This is a genomic window from Emcibacter nanhaiensis, assembly GCF_006385175.1.
GTDB classification, from domain to species: domain Bacteria; phylum Pseudomonadota; class Alphaproteobacteria; order Sphingomonadales; family Emcibacteraceae; genus Emcibacter; species Emcibacter nanhaiensis.
Map to the genome: position 1 here is coordinate 222,028 of NZ_VFIY01000006.1, position 17,322 is coordinate 239,349.

The 17,322-nt window shown below is 56.4% G+C and carries 11 protein-coding genes; 8 read left to right on the top strand and 3 right to left on the bottom strand.

What is annotated here, in order from left to right; translation table 11 throughout:
- The first annotated feature begins 18 nt into the window (after positions 1 to 18).
- The 5 genes from FIV46_RS08530 to FIV46_RS08550 are packed head-to-tail and all read left to right on the top strand — an operon-like array spanning position 19 to position 7,667.
- Positions 19 to 2,568: a CehA/McbA family metallohydrolase gene (locus FIV46_RS08530; RefSeq protein ID WP_139940443.1), complete on the top strand. Its 2,550-nt coding sequence runs from the start codon at positions 19 to 21 to the stop codon at positions 2,566 to 2,568.
- The gene (locus FIV46_RS08535) at positions 2,555 to 4,549 is read left to right on the top strand and encodes a S9 family peptidase (protein ID WP_139940445.1); all 1,995 of its coding nucleotides are present in this window, start codon (positions 2,555 to 2,557) and stop codon (positions 4,547 to 4,549) included. Before FIV46_RS08530 ends, FIV46_RS08535 begins: the two co-directional genes overlap by 14 nt.
- 1 nt (position 4,550) lies before the next feature.
- Complete coding sequence (locus FIV46_RS08540) at positions 4,551 to 5,846, top strand: APC family permease (RefSeq protein ID WP_139940447.1); 1,296 nt, start codon at positions 4,551 to 4,553, stop codon at positions 5,844 to 5,846.
- Positions 5,843 to 6,250, top strand: coding sequence for an acyl-CoA thioesterase (locus FIV46_RS08545; RefSeq protein WP_139940449.1), 408 nt, complete (start codon positions 5,843 to 5,845; stop codon positions 6,248 to 6,250). Before FIV46_RS08540 ends, FIV46_RS08545 begins: the two co-directional genes overlap by 4 nt.
- A 10-nt stretch (positions 6,251 to 6,260) precedes the next feature.
- Positions 6,261 to 7,667 (top strand): M20/M25/M40 family metallo-hydrolase, encoded by a 1,407-nt coding sequence (locus FIV46_RS08550; protein WP_139940515.1) that lies wholly within the window; start codon positions 6,261 to 6,263, stop codon positions 7,665 to 7,667.
- 55 nt (positions 7,668 to 7,722) lie between these two features.
- Here FIV46_RS08550 and FIV46_RS08555 read toward each other — a convergent pair whose 3' ends face one another.
- On the bottom strand, positions 7,723 to 9,735 hold the full coding sequence (locus tag FIV46_RS08555) for a tetratricopeptide repeat-containing sulfotransferase family protein (RefSeq protein ID WP_139940451.1): 2,013 nt from the start codon (positions 9,733 to 9,735) through the stop codon (positions 7,723 to 7,725).
- Positions 9,736 to 10,135: 400 nt separating this feature from the next.
- Here FIV46_RS08555 and FIV46_RS08560 point away from each other — a divergent pair, with 400 nt between their 5' ends.
- Positions 10,136 to 12,481, top strand: a complete 2,346-nt coding sequence (locus tag FIV46_RS08560; RefSeq protein ID WP_139940453.1) for a TonB-dependent receptor — start codon at positions 10,136 to 10,138, stop codon at positions 12,479 to 12,481.
- A gap of 155 nt (positions 12,482 to 12,636) precedes the next feature.
- Complete coding sequence (gabT, locus tag FIV46_RS08565) at positions 12,637 to 13,911, top strand: 4-aminobutyrate--2-oxoglutarate transaminase (RefSeq protein ID WP_139940455.1); 1,275 nt, start codon at positions 12,637 to 12,639, stop codon at positions 13,909 to 13,911.
- A gap of 205 nt (positions 13,912 to 14,116) precedes the next feature.
- On the opposite strand, the gene FIV46_RS08570 is transcribed toward gabT, so the two are convergent.
- On the bottom strand, positions 14,117 to 15,919 hold the full coding sequence (locus FIV46_RS08570; RefSeq protein WP_219846021.1) for a sigma-54-dependent Fis family transcriptional regulator: 1,803 nt from the start codon (positions 15,917 to 15,919) through the stop codon (positions 14,117 to 14,119).
- A 102-nt stretch (positions 15,920 to 16,021) separates the two neighbouring features.
- Complete coding sequence (locus tag FIV46_RS08575; protein WP_139940457.1) at positions 16,022 to 16,213, bottom strand: hypothetical protein; 192 nt, start codon at positions 16,211 to 16,213, stop codon at positions 16,022 to 16,024.
- 159 nt (positions 16,214 to 16,372) lie between these two features.
- On the opposite strand from FIV46_RS08575, the gene FIV46_RS08580 reads away from it, so the two are divergent.
- Positions 16,373 to 17,299, top strand: coding sequence for a WD40/YVTN/BNR-like repeat-containing protein (locus tag FIV46_RS08580; protein WP_139940459.1), 927 nt, complete (start codon positions 16,373 to 16,375; stop codon positions 17,297 to 17,299).
- Positions 17,300 to 17,322 lie beyond the last annotated feature (23 nt).

The window sequence follows — 17,322 nt, forward strand, 5'->3', positions numbered from 1 at the left end:
GCATCAGAGGTGGCGAAAATGAAGTTTGTAAGCGGGGTTGCCTGTGCGTTTCTGCTGCTCCTGAGCCAGGCAGCGGCCGAGGGAGTGACGGAACGAGTACCGGTTCTGTCCCATATTTCACATCCCCATACCTATTACTGGCGCGAACTCTATATGCCGCAACTGACCAGCGGCCCCTCCGGCGCGACCTGGTCGCCGGACGGCAAGTCGGTCATTTACAGTATGCAGGGCTCGCTGTGGCGTCAGGACATCGGCAGCGATACCGCCCGGCAACTGACGGCGGGGCCCGGATACGACTATCAGCCGGACTGGTCGCCGGATGGGCGCCATGTGGTTTTCACCCGTCATCACCATGACGCCCTCAATCTTTACCTGCTTGACCTGGAAAGCGGCCGGGAAATTCCCCTGACCGCGGAAAACTCCGTCAATGTGGAGCCGCGCTGGAGCCCGGACGGTAGCAAGCTGGCCTTTGTCTCCAGCCGGCAGGGCGGATTTTTCGGCATCTATGTGGCTGAGGTATCGGGTGAAAAACTATCCCGTCTCCGCCCCTTGGTGACGGGCCATGTCAGCAAGCGCGACAGATATTATTATTCCCAGGAAGACCACGCGATTAATCCGTCCTGGTCGCCGGACGGCAGGACCATCTATTATGTCTCCAATCCGGAGACCGCCTGGGGCACAGGCGGGATCTGGGCCGTCGAGGTGAAGAACCCCAATAAACGCAGGCTGATTGTCAATGAAGAGACAAGCTGGTCCGCCCATCCGGAAATGGCCGGGGACGGCAAGAGGCTGCTGTTTAGCAGTTATGCACGCCGCCAGTGGCATCAGCTGTGGCTGACCACGCCGCAGGGACTTTCGCCGTTGCCGCTGACCTTTGGCGACTACGACCTGCAGAATGCGCGCTGGTCGCCCGATGACCGGCAGCTGCTCTATACCAGTAACGAAACCGGCGGCCTTACCCTGTGGCGGCACACGGTGATCGGCGGCGCCCGGGAACAGATTGTCGCCCGCCAGAAAATCTATAAGAAACCCGTGACCGAGCTTGCGATCTCGCTGACGGACGAAACCGGCGCACCACTTTATGGCCGGCTGATGGTTCTGGCGTCCGACGGACGGCATTACGGTCCGGATGACGCCAGGATGCATGCAGATGATTATATTGATGTGAAGCGCTCTGATCAGGAAAACCATTATTTCCATTGCTTCGGCTCCTGTACGCTGATGGTGCCGGAAGGGGAGCTTTCCATCATGGCCTCATCCGGCTTCACTCATGAAATGGCGGATCAGACGATCAAGGTTTCGGGCAAGCGGCAGGAAATGAAACTGGCCCTTGCGTCCCTTGCTCTGCCGGAAAAATACGGCAAATTCATCAGCGCCGATATGCATGTACATATCAATTACGGCGGCAAATACCGCCAGACCCTTGAGACATTCGCCAGGGAAGCCAGAGCCGAGGATATGGACGTGATTTATAACCTGCTGGTGAACAAGGAGCAGCGCATCCCCGACATCAGCATGTTCAAGACCACTTCGGACACCATAGAGGGGGTGACCATCTACCAGGCGCAGGAATTTCACACCAGTTACTGGGGGCACCTGAGTTTTCTCCATCTGGGCGACCATCTGGTGACCCCGGACTTCGCCAGCTATCGCCATACGGCGCTGGCTTCACCCTATCCCAGCAATGCGGTGGTGGCAGACCTGGCGCGGGAGCAGGGGGCGGTGACCGGCTATGTTCATCCCTTTGATGAGGCGCCTGATCCCGCCGCGAAGGGCCGCTTGAGCCACAGCCTGCCGCTGGATGTGGTCAACGGGAAGACGGACTTCATGGAAGTGGTTGGCTTTTCCAACCATCAGGAAACGGCAAAGGTCTGGTATAGATTCCTCAATCTCGGCTACCGGCTGCCGGCGGGCGCCGGGACCGACGCCATGACCAACTATGCCTCGCTGCGTGGTCCGGTGGGACTGAACCGCGCCTATCTGCAGGCCAGGGCGGATGATCCGGCCTCGCTCAAGCAGGCGATCAGGCTGGGGCATGGATATGTCACCGACGGCCCCAATGTGGGAGTGTTGGTCAAGGGCGGCGACCGGGACGGTGCGGTGGGACCGGGTCATGAAATCCGCTTCGGGGAACAGGGCGGCACGATCCGGGTGGAATTTTCCCTGAGGTCGCCGGTGCCGGTGGAACGGCTGGAGCTTGTGCAGAATGGAAAGGTCATTTATCAGGCCGATCTGGCGGACGATCCCTTTAATGCGGATATGACCCTGAACCTGCCGGTGAAGGAAAGCGGCTGGTTATTGCTCCGCGCCGTGAACGAAAAATCCCACCCCATGATCCAGGATCTTTATACCTATGCCACCACCAACCCGGTGTGGCTGACAGTTGAAAACAAACCGCAATACGCAGCGGAGGACGCCCGCTATTTTCTGGACTGGATCGCAAAAATAGAAGAGCATCTCGCTACACGCGGGGAAGACTTCAATGCCGACTGGGAGAAGGACGCTATTATGAAAGATATCAGCGCTGCCAAAAAGGCGCTCGAGGAGAAAATAAATGCTGCACCATAAAAAACTCTTTCTTGTTGCCGCCCTGGTCGCCGGATCGTTCCAGACGGCCGTCGCGGCGAACAGGCTTTTTCAGATTGAAGATTTTCATAACATCCAGGACGTCAGCGCACCGGCGCTTTCTCCCGATGGCAGCAAGGTGGTCTATTCAGTCAGCAGCAACAACCTGAAGATCGATGCCGCCACAAGCGACATCTGGCTGGTTCCCTACAAGGGCGGCAAGCCAAAAAATCTCACAAAAACTAAAAAGAAGAGTGAATGGGACCCCCGGTTCAGCCCGGACGGGCGCCATATTGTATTTCTGGGGGAGGATAAGAAAGACGGCAGCAGCCAGCTTTTCCTGATGAAGGCAAAGGGAGGGTCAGTAAAACAAATCAGTCATGTGGACGGCGGCATCAATGAATATGACTGGTCCCCCGACGGCAAGCATATTGTCTTTACCGCCTTTGTCGGCGGCGGAAAACCGAATGAGGCCGGCACGCCCGCGCCGATTGTGATCGACCGCTTCCAGTTCAAGGAGGATTGGGTCGGATACCTGGCCGGCGCCCGCCGGCATATCCACATTCTGGACGTGGCCAGTGGGAAAGCAACCCAGATCACCTTCGGCGAGCAGGATCACTGGCTGCCGATGTGGTCTCCCGACGGGAAATGGATCGCCTATGTGTCCAAGGACCGGGGCGATGCGGACCGTAACATGGATTCCGACGTCTTCATCATGAAGCCGGAAAAGGACGGCGAGAAAAAGCGCATCAGCACGTTCAAAGGGACCGATGTTGATCCCTACTGGGTGTCCCCGCCGGAATGGTCGCCGGACAGCAAAAAGCTTCTGTGGCTGGCCAGCGGGGAAAGCAAATGGATTTACTATGCCCCGTGGCAGATAATGATCGGCGATATCGAAAGCGGCGAAGTGCGCCCGCTGGCCCATATCGACCGCTGTTTCTATGTCCCCAAATGGTCGAAGGACGGCACCTCCGTCTACGCCCTTGTGGAACTGGACCGGACAACCCCGATGGCGAAAATAGATGTGGCGAGCGGTGAGATCACCTATCTCAGCGAAGGTGATATTTTCGGCCTGTCCTTTGATGTGGCGGGCGACGACCATGTGGTCGTGCAGCAGGCAGACGACAACACCCCCTTTGAGCTGGTGGCGGTGGATGGGAAAGACCGTGTCCTGACCCGGCATAACGCCTGGCTTGATGACTACAAGCTTGCCACAACTAAGGAATTTGACTTCGAGAGCGACGGCCATGAAATCGGCGGGCTGATCGTCTATCCGCCTGATTATGACAGCAGCAAGGCCTATCCGGCCATTTTCCGGCTGCATGGCGGTCCGGTTTATCAATTCTCCCATGAATTCATGTATGACTGGCAAATTTATGCCGCAGAAGGCTATATCGTGGTCGGCATCAATCCGCGCGGGTCCTCCGGCCAGGGGTTTGACTTTTCCAAGGCCATTTACGCCGACTGGGGCAATGTGGATTCCCGGGATATCATCGCCGGGGCGCATTATCTGGCGGACAAGGGAATTGTCGATATCGACCGGCTTGGCACCGGCGGCTGGAGCTATGGCGGCATGCTGACCAACTATGTGATCGCGACCGATACCCTGTTCAAGGCGGCCGTCAGTGGGGCCGGGACGGCCAACATGTTCGGCACCTACGGCGACGACCAGTACAGCCGGGAATATGAACTTGAACTCGGCACGCCGTGGGAAAATTTCGACGCCTACAAGCGGGTCAGCTTCCCGTTCCTCAATGCGGACCGGATCACGACGCCGACCCTCTACCAGTGTGCCGGCCTGGATTACAATGTGCCCTGCATCGGGGCGGAACAGATGTATCAGGCCCTGCGCTCCACGGGGGTGGAGACCCGGTTTGTGATTTATCCGGATCAGCATCACGGTATTGTCATCCCCAGCTACCTGGAGGACCGGATGCGCCGGAACCTGGCCTGGTATGACAAACACCTGAAGCCGGGCGAATAATATGAAACGTGAACTGGGCCTTGCCGGTGTGGTTGTTACGGTTGTCGGCTATGTGATCGGCGCGTCGATTTTTGTCCTGCCCGGTCAACTGGCCGGCGCCACCGGTCCGGCCGTGGTTCTGGCTTACGGTCTGGCGGCGGTGATTGCGGTCTTCTCCTGTATCGTCGCCGCCCAGCTCGGCAGCGTCTTCCCGAAAACCGGGGCCGGTTATGTGGCCATCGCCCGGCTGGTCTCTCCCATGGGCGGCTTTGTCACCATCTGGCTGATGCTGGCGGTCTATATCCTCGCCATTGCCCTGATCGCCAGCGGTTTTGCCGACTATTTCACCCGGCTTTTTCCCGCCGTCAATAGCACCGTCGCCGCTTATGGCGTAGTCCTGTTTTTCGGGATCATCAACTTGGGCGGGGCACGCCGCCTGGTGAACCTGCAGACCCTTCTGGTGCTGATTTTCATGGTCGCCCTGGTGGCGGTTTCCCTGGGCGGGATCGCGGCGGTCAAGGCGGAAAATATCACACCGTTCCTGCCGCTCGGCATGAAGCCGGTGATGCAGGCGGTCGTGCCCGCCTTTTTCTCCTATGGCGGATTTATGGTGGTGATGGAGCTTGCCGGTGAAATCCGCAAGCCCGCCCGCACCATTCCGTTTGGTCTGTTGCTCAGCTTTGTCGTGGTGCTCGTCACCTATCTCTGCCTGTCGCTGGCGCTGGTGGGGTCCATTCCCTGGCAAACCCTGGCCACCCTCAGGGCGCCGGTCAGTCATCTGGCGGAAATCCTGTTCGGGGAATGGGGCGGCACCTTTGTCGCCATTGCCGCAGTGGGGGCCGCCGCCACCTCGGTCAATGCCCTGATCCTGGTGGCGTCGCGCGATATCATTGCCCTGGCTGAGGCCGGCATTTTTTCCGAAAAACTCCGGGACGGTGACGGCGGGGAAAGCCGGGCCCGAAACAGCGTGATCCTGGTCGTCTTCTTTTCCGTCGTCGCGCTCATGCTGGGGCAGACGGTGATGGAATATGCGGTCTGGGTGTCCGGAGTGACCCTGCTGTACCAAGTGATCATCGGTGTGGCGATGTTGAGAATTCTCGCCCGCGAACCGGAGGCCTATGCCGCCGCCGGGTTCAAGCTTGGGAAGGCAGGGCTTCTTGCCGGCGGGGTCGGCGTGATCCTCATCTCCGGGCTGTTTCTCTATTTTGTGCTTGAAGGCAGCGAACTGAGGATTTTTGCCGCTCTGGCATATCTGATAACTGGGATTTCCTATTATCTGCTGCGTAAAAGAAAAGTCGGCATCGAGGGCTGGGTATGATCGAAACGTACAAAGGTGTTGTCCATCCCGTCCTGTGCGATGTCATGGGGCACATGACGACGCGGCATTATGCCGCCGCCTTTGACGATGCAAGTTACCATCTTGCCCATGCCTGCAACCTGCCGGTCGATGACAAAAACGGGTTTGTGGATCTGGAACTGACTCTAAAGTTCCTGGCTGAATTACGTACCGGCGATATTTTTGTTATCCGCAGTGCCATCACCGGGATCGGCAATTCCTCCTTCGGCGCCCGGCATAAAATGGTCAATTGCATGAACAATAGCGTTGCCGCCGTTCAGGAGGCGACCTACGCCTGTTTCGATCTTGTGAAAAGAAAGTCTGTCCCGCTCCCCGACGCGTTCCGGGAAAGGGCTGAAAGCTTGTTGATTTCAGAATCTGATTAGGAAGTAAATGATGAAAAAAATTCTGACGGCTATTTTGGGAACAGTCCTGGCTGCAGGGCAACTGGCTACTTCTGTTTGTGCGGCTCCCCAAGAAAGCCAGCCGTTTCAGGACAAGGCCCTGGAAATGCTGAAAACAACCGTTGCGATCCGGTCAGTGGAAGGATCGGGACTGGTGAAAGATGTCGCGGAATATGTGGCCGGTGAATTCCGCAAGGCAGGTTTCCCGGAACAGGATATTCACCTCCTGCCGATCGGTGATACGGTCGCCCTGGTGGTGCGCCTGCGCGGGGATGGTCGCCTGGGTAAAAAACCTATCCTGCTTTCCGCTCATATGGACGTTGTCGATGCCCTGCCGGAGGATTGGGAGCGGGATCCCTTCACCCTGATCGAGGAAAACGGCTATTATTTCGGCCGGGGCTCCAGTGACAATAAATTCGGCCTGTCGGTGCTGTCCGCTACCCTGATGCGTCTCAGGGCGGAGGGATATGTGCCGGGCCGGGACCTGGTGCTTGCTCTATCCGGCGATGAAGAGAGCCTGATGGCGACAACCCGCGCCCTGGCCACCACCTACCGCAATCTTATCGACGCGGAGTTTGCCCTGGTTGCCGATGGCGGCGGCGGGCAACTGAATGAAGACGGGGTGGCTGTCTCATACACGGTGGACAGTGCCGAAAAAACCTATGCCACCTTCGAGATGAAGGCGACAAACCCCGGCGGGCACAGTTCGCTGCCGCGCCGGGACAACGCCATCAAGGATCTGTCCGACGCCCTGAACCGGATATTCGCCTTCGAGTTTCCGGTGATGTCCAGTGAACTGACGCGGGCCTATTTCTCCAGGACGGCCCCCCTGGTCGGGGGAGAGGTCGGCGACGCTATGGAGCGCTTTGCCGAAAACCCCGATGACGGGGAAGCTGTGGCTCTGCTGCGCAGCCGCCCTGAATATGTGGGTTCCACGGGCACCACCTGTGTGCCGACCATGCTGCGCGGAGGGCATGCGGAAAATGCGCTGCCCCAGTCTGCCGTCGCCACCATCAACTGCCGGATTTTCCCCGGTGTTGGCGTGCAGAAAACCCTTGAAGCCCTGAAACAGGTTGTCGGCAATGATGCGCTGGAATGGACGGTGCTGGACGAGCCGCTGGAAAGTGATGCGTCTCCCATCCGCGACGATGTGTTCACGGCGATCACCAACGGGGTGCATGCATCCTATCCCGGCCTGCCGATCATTCCCCATATGGCGTCCGGCGCGTCCGATGCCCTGCATTTCCGGGCCGTTGGCATCCCAAGCTATACCTTTTCAGGTATCTTCATGAAATCTTCCGATGAATATGCCCATGGCCTGAATGAACGGGTGCCGGTGGCAACCCTGCCGGTGGCGATGAAAATGTGGCATTCCATACTGACCGAACTTACCCAATAACAAGCAGTCAGGCAGAGCGAAAAAGGGGCCTCCGGGCCCCTTTTTTGCGTTCTTTTCAGTCGATGGGATAACGGTCCAGCACCGGGCCCAGGGCGTCCTTCAGGGGATCGAGCCAGGGTTCAAAATTGCGCCACTGCTCGAGCCCGCCCTTGTAGATGGGCTGGCGGACCTGTTCCGCGCTAGGCGTGCGGACCGCCCGGTCGGTTTCATAGAACTTCAGGCAGGAGTCTTCGAACTCCAGACCGCAATAGTCCAGTAACGCCCGGATCTGGTTTTCCGTATCCGCCACCATCTCTTCATATTGCACACGGTGAATTCTGCCGGGAAGGACCTCGTCCCAGTGATCCATCAGCTTCACATAATCCCGATAATAGTAGCCGATGTCCTGCAGGTCATAGGTGAAGGTCTGGCCGCGGGCGAAAAGCTGTTTGAAGCCGGCGAAACATCCGCCCATGGGATGCCGGCGGGCGTCGATGATCTTGGCATTGGGCAGGATCGAGTGGATCAGGCCGATATGCTGGAAATTATTCGGCATCTTGTCGATGAAACAGGGGGCCTCCGTGTTGCGCTGGATGCTGGAGGTTTCCAGGTAGCTTTCCCCCATTTCGCGGAAGGTTTCTTCGTCATGTTCGCGCATGATTTCCGGATAGTCGGACGCCGACTTGATCCGTTTTTTTCCGCCAAGTTTTCTGGACAGCGCGATGATGTCTACAAGCTCTGTCGTCCCTTCCACCTGTGAATGGCTGGCCAGGATCTGCTCGAGCAATGTCGAACCGGCGCGCGGCAGGCCGACGATGAAAATCGGGTCCGGGGCAGGGCTGCCCCAGCCCTGCCGGGCCGCAAAATACTCCCGGTCAAAACACTTGATCTGGCGCACCGTGTCATAAATGTTGATCTTGGCGTCATAGGGGTGGCCGAGACGCCTTATACCGTTGCCGCGCTTGTAATATTTGAAGGCGTTTTCATAGTCTTTCCGGTCTTCAAAGGCCTTGCCGAGAGCGAAGGCGAGATGGGCCTGGTCCTCCGGATCGCCGCCTTCGGAGGTGACCCGGGAGATCATGTCCTCAATATCTTCATCACTGAACTTGAAGGTTTTCAGGTTGGCCAGAGACCAGTAGATTTCCCCGGCCTTGTCACTTAATTCGATGGATTTCCTGTAGGCGGAGACAGAGTCGTCCAAACGTCCCACCGTTTTCAGTGTATGGCCATAATAGAGATAGGACTGAGGCTGATCAGGCCTCTTTTCCGCAATCTCTTCATATATTTTCAAGGCCTCGTCATGATCCCCCTTCTGGACGAGAACCATGGCTTTCAGAGACATGAACCGAGTATTGTCCGGATCGTCTTTCAAAAGGATTTCAGTCTGTTCCAGGGCTTCGCGAAGTTTCTGGCTGCGGTAGAGCGCCATGACGTAGGAAGTACGGGCGTGATGATATTGCGGTGCAAGTTCCAGGCTTCTTTCGAGGAGTGCCCGGGCATCCTCGAACTGCCCCAGCTTTGCGCCGATTTCGGCCAGCAAGCGCATCGCCACCACATTGGCAGGTTGCTGTTTCAAGAAATCCCGGGCGCGTTTTTCCGCCTCCGGAATTTTTCCCTGGCGAAAGAGGTCCGAGATAGTTGCGAGCTCCCGGTTGCGGCTCAGCAAGGAAATATATTTATCCGTGGCTTTTACTGCGGCCGGGCCGTCGCCGGCGAGGGACAGCTGTTCAGCCAGAACCCGCCATGATTCCGCATGTTCCGGGTCAAGGGACACCGTCTGACGCAGGGCTTTGATGGCATCGGCTGTTTTTCCTGCAGCGGCCAAAACAAGCCCGTATTCAAGCCAGATCGGAGCGGAAAAGGGAAGCTTGTCCTTCAGAGGTTTTATGATCTCGAGGGCGTCCGGCAGTTTTCCCTGTACCCTGAGGGCGGCCCCCAGAATATGGTTTGCCGGATCCAGGTCCGGGATGACTTTCAATATCTCCCGGGCCTGTTGTTCGGCCAGTGCAGGTGAATGCTGCAACAGGCTGGCGGCATGGTTCAGGGCTGTTTTCAGGTCCCCCTGCGGGTCAGTGTTTGTCGACGACATAATAGAGTAATTTTTCCGTTTATATGGTCCTGCAGCATAAATCACACCGCATTTACTTCTGGCATATTCTCTCAAATTAAAGGGGGAAACAAAAGGCAGAGTCAAGGCGGTATCGGGTTTATGACGTCATTCCCTGAAATGATGGTAGCAAATAGCATTAAAAAAATAATATAACTATTTATAATTAAAGGATAAAAAATAATTGTTCATTTGTACAAAAATCTCCATTTCGGGGGTTGTCAACTTGTCTGAAAGATGTGAAGATGTTTGTCTGGAGGCCGCATTCGTCAGGAGAAGCATACAAACATCACACTGGTTCTCGATTACGGCATAACAATAAAATCCGAAGCTGTGCGCGAGGGCATCCAGTCACTAAAAGAAAAGGAAGGGAGTGAAATATATGAAAGGTAAATATCGGGTTTCGAAGTCGGCCCTGATGACTTCGACGATATTGTTGTCCGGAATTATGTCCGCGCAACAGGCAGTCTACGCTGCAGAAGAAGGGGAAGCGGTTCTCGAAGAGATCATCGTGACTTCCCAGAAACGTGAATCCAGCCTTCAGGATGTATCCCTGTCAGTTCAGGTTCTGGGCAACCAGCAACTGGAAGATCTGAACGTCAATGCCTTTGAGGATTATATCCAGTTCCTGCCGACGGTATCTTTCCAGAATGCCCGGCCGGGTGTGGCGCAGATCTATATGCGCGGTATTTCCAGTGGTGGTGACGGCAACCATTCTGCTTCCATGCCGAGCGTAGGTGTCTATCTTGACGAACAGCCAATCACCACGATTAACCAGATACTCGACCTGCATGCCTATGACATCGCCAGGATTGAAACCCTGTCCGGGCCGCAAGGAACCCTGTTCGGCGCCAGCAGCCAGGCCGGTACCATGCGGATCATCACCAATAAGCCGGTCCTGGGCGAGTTCGAAGCGGGGTATGATGTGGCGGCAAATGTGGTGAAAAGCGGCGAACCCGGCTACACCCTGGAAGGCTTCGCCAATATTCCGGTTTCCGACAAGGTCGCCATTCGCCTGGTCGGCTGGCATGAAGATGACGGCGGCTACATTGATAACGTGCCGGCATCCATCACCTATGCGGCCAGCGGCATCGTGAAGGATAATGCCGATATCGTTGAAAAGAACTTCAATGATAATACGGTGACCGGTGGACGGGCGCTGCTGCGTATTGACCTTGATGACAACTGGACCATTACCCCCGGCCTGACTTATCAGAACCAGAAGTCAACCGGTTCCTTCACCCATGATCCGGAAACGCTCGGCGACTTGCTGGCGCAGGACTTTTTCCCGACTGAATATGATGAAGACTGGTATCAGGCAACCCTGACGGTTGAAGGCAAGATCGGCAACCTGGATGTGGTCTATGCCGGCGCCTATCTGCACCGCAACGTGGACAGCATTTATGATTATTCCGGATATGCGGAATATCTGGAAAATGTGTATGCAGCATATGGTTATGATTGCGTTTACTACACTGCCGGCGGCGAATGTGCGGACCCGTCCCAGTATGTGACCGGCGATGAATTGTTTGAACGCCAGAGCCACGAATTGCGCGTCCAGTCACCCCAGGAAAACCGCCTGCGGTTTATTGCCGGCCTGTTCTACCAGCGCCAGGTCCATGACTTTGACCTTCAGTGGGTCGTTCCTGATATGAATCCCGCAAATTCCGTCATTCCTGACGGGCATACGACCTGGCAGACCAAACAGGTCCGCATCGACCGGGAATATGCCGCCTTCGGTGAGGTCAGCTATGATATTACCGAACAACTGACCTTGCTGGCCGGTATGCGCTACTATAAATACAAAAACAGTCTCTATGGCTTCAATGGCTTTATCGGGCACTGTACCGGCTTCTATGTAGACGGTGAGTTTGTTCAGGATCCGGATGGCACACCCCAATATCCCTGTTTTGATACGCGGATACTGGATGGCCTGGAGGAAAATACCGGCCAGACCTACAAGGTCAATCTGAGTTACCGGATTGATGATGATAAAATGGTCTATGCCACTTTCTCCCAGGGGTATCGCCCCGGCGGCGTGAACCGGGCGCGCGTACCAGGTATCCCGGGATACAAGGAAGACTTTGTCGACAACTATGAGATCGGCTGGAAAACAAGCTGGATGGATAACCGTCTCAGGTTCAATGGCGCCGTCTATTATGTGAGCTGGGATGATGTGCAATTCAGCTTCCTCGATTTCTCCGTATCCAACCTGACGATCATTCAGAATGTTGGTGGTTCACGAACCTATGGTGCTGAATTCGACCTGATGTTTGCAGCCTCTGAAAATTTGACGCTTTCATTGTCGGCTTCCTACAATGACGCCAAACTGACGGATGACTACAGAAGGGCTGCGGATGGTCCAATCCTGGCGCCAAAGGGGACAGAGATGCCATTTGTGCCCAAGCTGCAGTTCACCGCAATTGCCCGCTATGAGCAGGAAATCGCCAATGTGCCTTCTTTCTTCCAGGCGGCATATTCTTATACCGATGACAGTTGGAATAATCTGGAGCTTGATCTCAGGGAAAAACAGCATGCCTATGGTCTGCTCAATCTTTCCGCCGGGGTGAGCGGGGACGGTTGGACCTTCAGTGTCTTTGCCGACAACGTGACGGATACCCGGGCGGAAATCGCCAAATATTATCCCGGTTATCCCAGCGAGATCGATACCACGACGGCTACCAACCGCCCACGCAGTTTCGGGGCTCGTTTTGGTCAGCGTTTCTGATCCAGACTTGAAATGCAATATAACTCTCAGCGGGCAGGAAACTGTCCGCTGTTTTTCTTCCCATTTGATCGACTGTTTGACGTGGAATGGCAATGCCATGCTGCGTCGTCGCCAGCCGGAAATTCAATGATCGGGCCTGACAGGAGGGCTTTAAGATGACCAATGCAGAACTCTGGGCGCGCCGGGAGCAGGCGGTGGCCCGTGGTGTGGGCACCATGCACCAGCGCTTTGCCGCGCGGGCCAAAAATGCCGAACTGTGGGATGTGGAGGGCAAGCGCTATATCGACTTTGCCAGCGGCATCGCGGTAAATAACACCGGCCACAGCGATCCGCGGATTGTCGAGGCGGTGAAGGCGCAATTGGACAACTTCTCCCACAGCTGTTTCCAGGTCAATCCCTATGAAAGCTATGTTGCGCTGGCGGAGAAGCTCAATGCGGCGGCGCCGGGGCCGAGCCCCAAGAAATCCATCTTCCTCACCACCGGGGTGGAAGCGGTGGAGAATGCGGTCAAGATCGCCCGGGTGGCGACCGGACGGCCCGGCATCATCGCCTTTAAGGGCGGCTTTCACGGCCGCACCATGATGGGCATGGCGCTGACCGGCAAGGTGGCGCCCTACAAGGTCGGCTTCGGGCCGTTCCCGACCGATATCTACCATGTGCCTTATCCTGTGGCCTATCATGGGGTGACCGAGCAGATGAGCCTCGAGGCGCTGGACGGACTGTTCAAGGCGGATATTGACCCGAAACGGGTGGCGGCGATCATCCTCGAGCCGGTGCAGGGCGAGGGTGGCTTCTATGCCGCAAGCCCCAGCTTCATGCAGGCGCTGCGCAAGCTGTGTGACGAGCATGGCATGCTGCTGATCTGCGACGAGATCCAGACCGGCTTTGCCCGTACCGGTAAATTGTTTGCGACAGAATATAGCGGCATTGAGCCGGACCTGATGACGGTGGCCAAGGCTATGGCCGGCGGCTTCCCGATCAGCGGTGTGGTCGGCAAGGCGGACATCATGGATGCGGCGGCGCCGGGCGGCCTCGGCGGCACCTATGGCGGTTCACCACTGGGCTGTGTAGCCGGTCTCAAGGTGATGGAGATCATCGAGCAGGATAACCTTTGCGGGCGGGCCGTTGAGATCGGCGAACTGTTCAAGAGCAGGCTGTTACGAATGAAAGGTAACGGCATGAGCTCAATCGGCGAAGTGCGCAACCTGGGCGCCATGATTGCCATGGAGCTGGTCATGGACGAGGAGGCCGACCGGCCGGACCCGGAACTCACCGGCCGGATCGTCAGGGACGCAGCCGAGAAGGGACTGACCCTGCTCAGCTGCGGCATCCGCGGCAATGTGATCCGCTTCCTGCCAGCGCTCACCGCCAGTGACGATATCCTCAACGAGGGGCTCGATATCCTCGAGGAAGTGATGTCTGCTGACTAAAAGCTATTACTGACACAGGCTAAACTGGACCCCGGAAGGGGGCCTTTTTTGTTTCATTCAGACTTGTGAGTTATGTTTGTGCGAAAAATATGCGCAACCTTGTCTTTAACCTGTTGGAAAAAACAGTTTTCCGCTACCTCTCGGCCGCACCATGTCACGGATATCCTTCCGCCCTTTGCATCCTTGCCTGAACAAGGCCATCCTGTTAACCGGAAATGTCAGTCTTTTTCAGGCGATAGGCCAGTTGCGGGCGGGTAATTCCCAGGCTCCTGGCGGCGGCCGACAGATTGCCGTCGGCTTTCTCGACCGCGGCTTCCAGGATCTGCTGTTCCAGTTCATCCAGCGACACGTTGCGGTCAATGATATGTTCCGCAATATCCCGGTAGTTGTTGCTGTGCTCTCCCGACTGGCACAGTCCCTGATCCGGCTGGAAATTCAGATTGCCATCCTTGCCCAGCCCGAGCAGGGCATTGGAAAAGTCCTCGCCGCAGGTGAACAGGTGGCTGAGGTCGATGGCGCCGTCGTTGGGCGCCAGAATGACGCCCCGCTCCACCAGGTTTTCCAGTTCCCGGATATTGCCCGGCCAGTCGTAATTCAAAAAACCGTCAATGGCCCGGGAGGTGAAACCGGCGATGCTCTTGTCATATTTCTGGCTGTATTTGAGCAGGAAATGGTTCATGAGCAGCGGTATGTCCGCTTTTCTGTCCCGCAGCGGAGGAATATGGATCGGGAAGACGTTGAGCCGGAAATACAGATCCTGGCGGAATCGCCCGGCTTTGACCTCGGCCTGAAGGTCTGCGTTGGTCGCGGCAATGACGCGGATATCGATATCCTGGGTTTTCTTGCTGCCGACCCGTTCGATCTGGTGTTCCTGCAACACCCGCAGCAGCTTGCCCTGGGCGGACAGGGAGAGGGTGCCGATCTCATCCAGGAAAATGGTGCCCGTGTCTGCCCGTTCGAACCGTCCGGCCCGGGGTTCCACAGCGCCGGTATAGGCGCCTTTCTCGACACCGAATAATTCGGCTTCAAGCAGGTTTTCCGGAATGGCGGCACAATTGACCGCGACATAGGGTTGATCTGCCCGTTTGCTGATCTGTTTCAGGGTCCGGGCGAACATTTCCTTGCCCACGCCGCTTTCGCCGAGGAACAGGACCGTGGCGTCAGTTTGCGCCACCTTGTCGAGCATGTGACAGGCTACGTTGAAGGCCGCAGAAGCCCCGACCATATTGGCAGAGAGTTTTTCCTGAAACTGGCTGTTGACCGGGCTGCCTTCCGGAACATGGACATGCTCGGACGGATTCTGGGCGCTTCTGATGGTCTGGGCGTTGGCAAAGGCCTGCGGCTGCATGAAGGCCAGCTCTTCCTCAATATCGCTCCATTCGGAGATGGGCTTGCCAACAATGCGGCAGTTGCTGTGGCCCATGGCGCGACACTCCACTTCCTTGAACACCACCGGCCGGCCCATGAAGACGGAGGTATAGCCGCTGGCGTAGCCAATCTGCATCCAGCACACCGGATCGGCGCCAAGGCCGTACCGTTCGATATGGACTTCATCCTCGATGCTGTCTTTCCACAGGAACTCGCCGTAAAAATGACCCTTGTTGGTATCCGCATCCAGCCGGATGGGCTCCACATTGACAATGCCTTCCAGGGAATGCAGTTGCGGCCCCACGGAAAAAACGTCGAAAAAGTCGGCGCCGCTGCGAAGTTTAAGGGCAAGTTCCGCATCCTTGGCGCCGGACACATAGCCCATACGTGTGAGAAGCGCCCGGGCCTTGTCGACACCGAGGGATTCAATCATTTCATTCCGCAATGCGCCAAGCGACGTGGCATGCAGCATCATCATGCGCATGTTGTCCAGCCAGATGCGGCCTTCCTTGGGGGCAAATTTGAGCCTGGCGGAAAGGTCCATATAGTCCGGCAATTCCGGAATAAGTTTTATTTTCTCATTCAGGTCCTCCGGCTGGCCCAAGGCGGTTTTGCCGGTATATTTCAAAGTCGTCGTCATACTAGGGCCTCCCTATATTATATTTTGTGCCCGAGATGAGATTTTGCTCATCTACACCAGTATACACCGGTTTTCCAAGTTTAGCTCAGATAAACACACAGATCATCTGATGATTTGATCAATAGATGAAACAGGTCCGGGGCTTGATTTTATCATTTCGGAAACCCGCGAAACGCCCCGCAAGCCCGGTTTTTCATCAGCAAGTGATGGATGAAAAAATAAACTGACAACAAGCAAGTCACTGAAACTACAACCGGAAATTTCCTCTTCTTTTAGTCGTTCTAAAAACGACATCTCTGCCACTAGCGCAGAATTGGCACACCGTTTGCAATTTCGGAGATGCCGCCTGTCGGATGATGAAGAAAAAACAAAACCGGCGCGGCGAGAATATAGGGAGTAGGGAAAGTGTTGAAACACGACAAGCGAAAGACTCGGAATCCGTTCGCAGGCGTCATGCTGATTTTTCTGGCCGTTCTTGGTGGCTGCGAAGCAAAGCTGGACCTGTCCGGAGTGGAAAAATCAGAACAACAAGCCGTCAAGCGAAGCGACCAGTTTTTGGCCGCAGCTGAAAATGATCAGGCTCTGGTCATCGTCGGGCGTCGGGGCGTTGTCCTGACCTCATTCGATCGGGGGGAAAGCTGGCAACGTCAACAGCTGACCGGAGATACGGTCGTCGACCTGCCAAACCTCGTCGATATTACCGCTTGTCCCGATGGCAATTTCATCGCACTCGATACCAACCGAAAGATCTGGCTGGGCGGCGCGGATGCCAGGACCTGGACGTCAAAAAAGATCGATACCCCGGAAGAAGTGGTTGACCTCGCCTGTGATGCGACAGGCGCCTATTGGGTTGTCGGAAGTTTCACCCTGATCCTTAAGAGCCAGGACCAGGGGCAGAGCTGGCAGGACATGTCCATTGGTGAGGACGCCTTGCTGTCACGCATTCAGTTTGTCACACCGGAGCATGCCGTCATAACCGGCGAGTTTGGCGTGGTCTATACCAGTGAAGACGGCGGCAAGTCCTGGTTTCCAACCGGACCCGTGCCAAACGAGTTTTATTCCGCCGCCAGCTATTTCCGGACCAGCCAGCAGGGCTGGGTAGGGGGATTGCAGGGCATCATCCTGTACACCGAAGACGGCGGCAAAAGCTGGAACCGCCAGAAGACCGGCACCTCTTCCCCGATCTACCGGATATTCGAGAATGGAAAGTCTCTCATCGCCCTGGGCGACCAGGGAACAATTCTCAGCCTGCACGAAAACGAGTGGCGGCCACTGACGGTTGAAGGGCTGGGATTTGGCTACCTCCGCGCGGCGGTGCCGCTGGAGGACGGGCAATTCCTGGTCGCCGGCGGCAACGGATTGCTCCGAACCATTCACTGAATTTCTGCCAACGGGCAAATACG

Bases quoted from the DNA above. Each gene is read 5' to 3' on its own strand.
- FIV46_RS08575 (WP_139940457.1), bottom strand. From the start codon at position 16,213: ATGTCGTTTTTAGAACGACTAAAAGAAGAGGAAATTTCCGGTTGTAGT.
- FIV46_RS08535 (WP_139940445.1), top strand. From the start codon at position 2,555: ATGCTGCACCATAAAAAACTCTTTCTTGTTGCCGCCCTGGTCGCCGGA.
- FIV46_RS08570 (WP_219846021.1), bottom strand. From the start codon at position 15,919: ATGACGACGACTTTGAAATATACCGGCAAAACCGCCTTGGGCCAGCCG.
- FIV46_RS08540 (WP_139940447.1), top strand. From the start codon at position 4,551: ATGAAACGTGAACTGGGCCTTGCCGGTGTGGTTGTTACGGTTGTCGGC.
- FIV46_RS08550 (WP_139940515.1), top strand. From the start codon at position 6,261: ATGAAAAAAATTCTGACGGCTATTTTGGGAACAGTCCTGGCTGCAGGG.
- FIV46_RS08555 (WP_139940451.1), bottom strand. From the start codon at position 9,735: ATGTCGTCGACAAACACTGACCCGCAGGGGGACCTGAAAACAGCCCTG.
- FIV46_RS08545 (WP_139940449.1), top strand. From the start codon at position 5,843: ATGATCGAAACGTACAAAGGTGTTGTCCATCCCGTCCTGTGCGATGTC.
- gabT (WP_139940455.1), top strand. From the start codon at position 12,637: ATGACCAATGCAGAACTCTGGGCGCGCCGGGAGCAGGCGGTGGCCCGT.
- FIV46_RS08560 (WP_139940453.1), top strand. From the start codon at position 10,136: ATGAAAGGTAAATATCGGGTTTCGAAGTCGGCCCTGATGACTTCGACG.
- FIV46_RS08580 (WP_139940459.1), top strand. From the start codon at position 16,373: ATGCTGATTTTTCTGGCCGTTCTTGGTGGCTGCGAAGCAAAGCTGGAC.
- FIV46_RS08530 (WP_139940443.1), top strand. From the start codon at position 19: ATGAAGTTTGTAAGCGGGGTTGCCTGTGCGTTTCTGCTGCTCCTGAGC.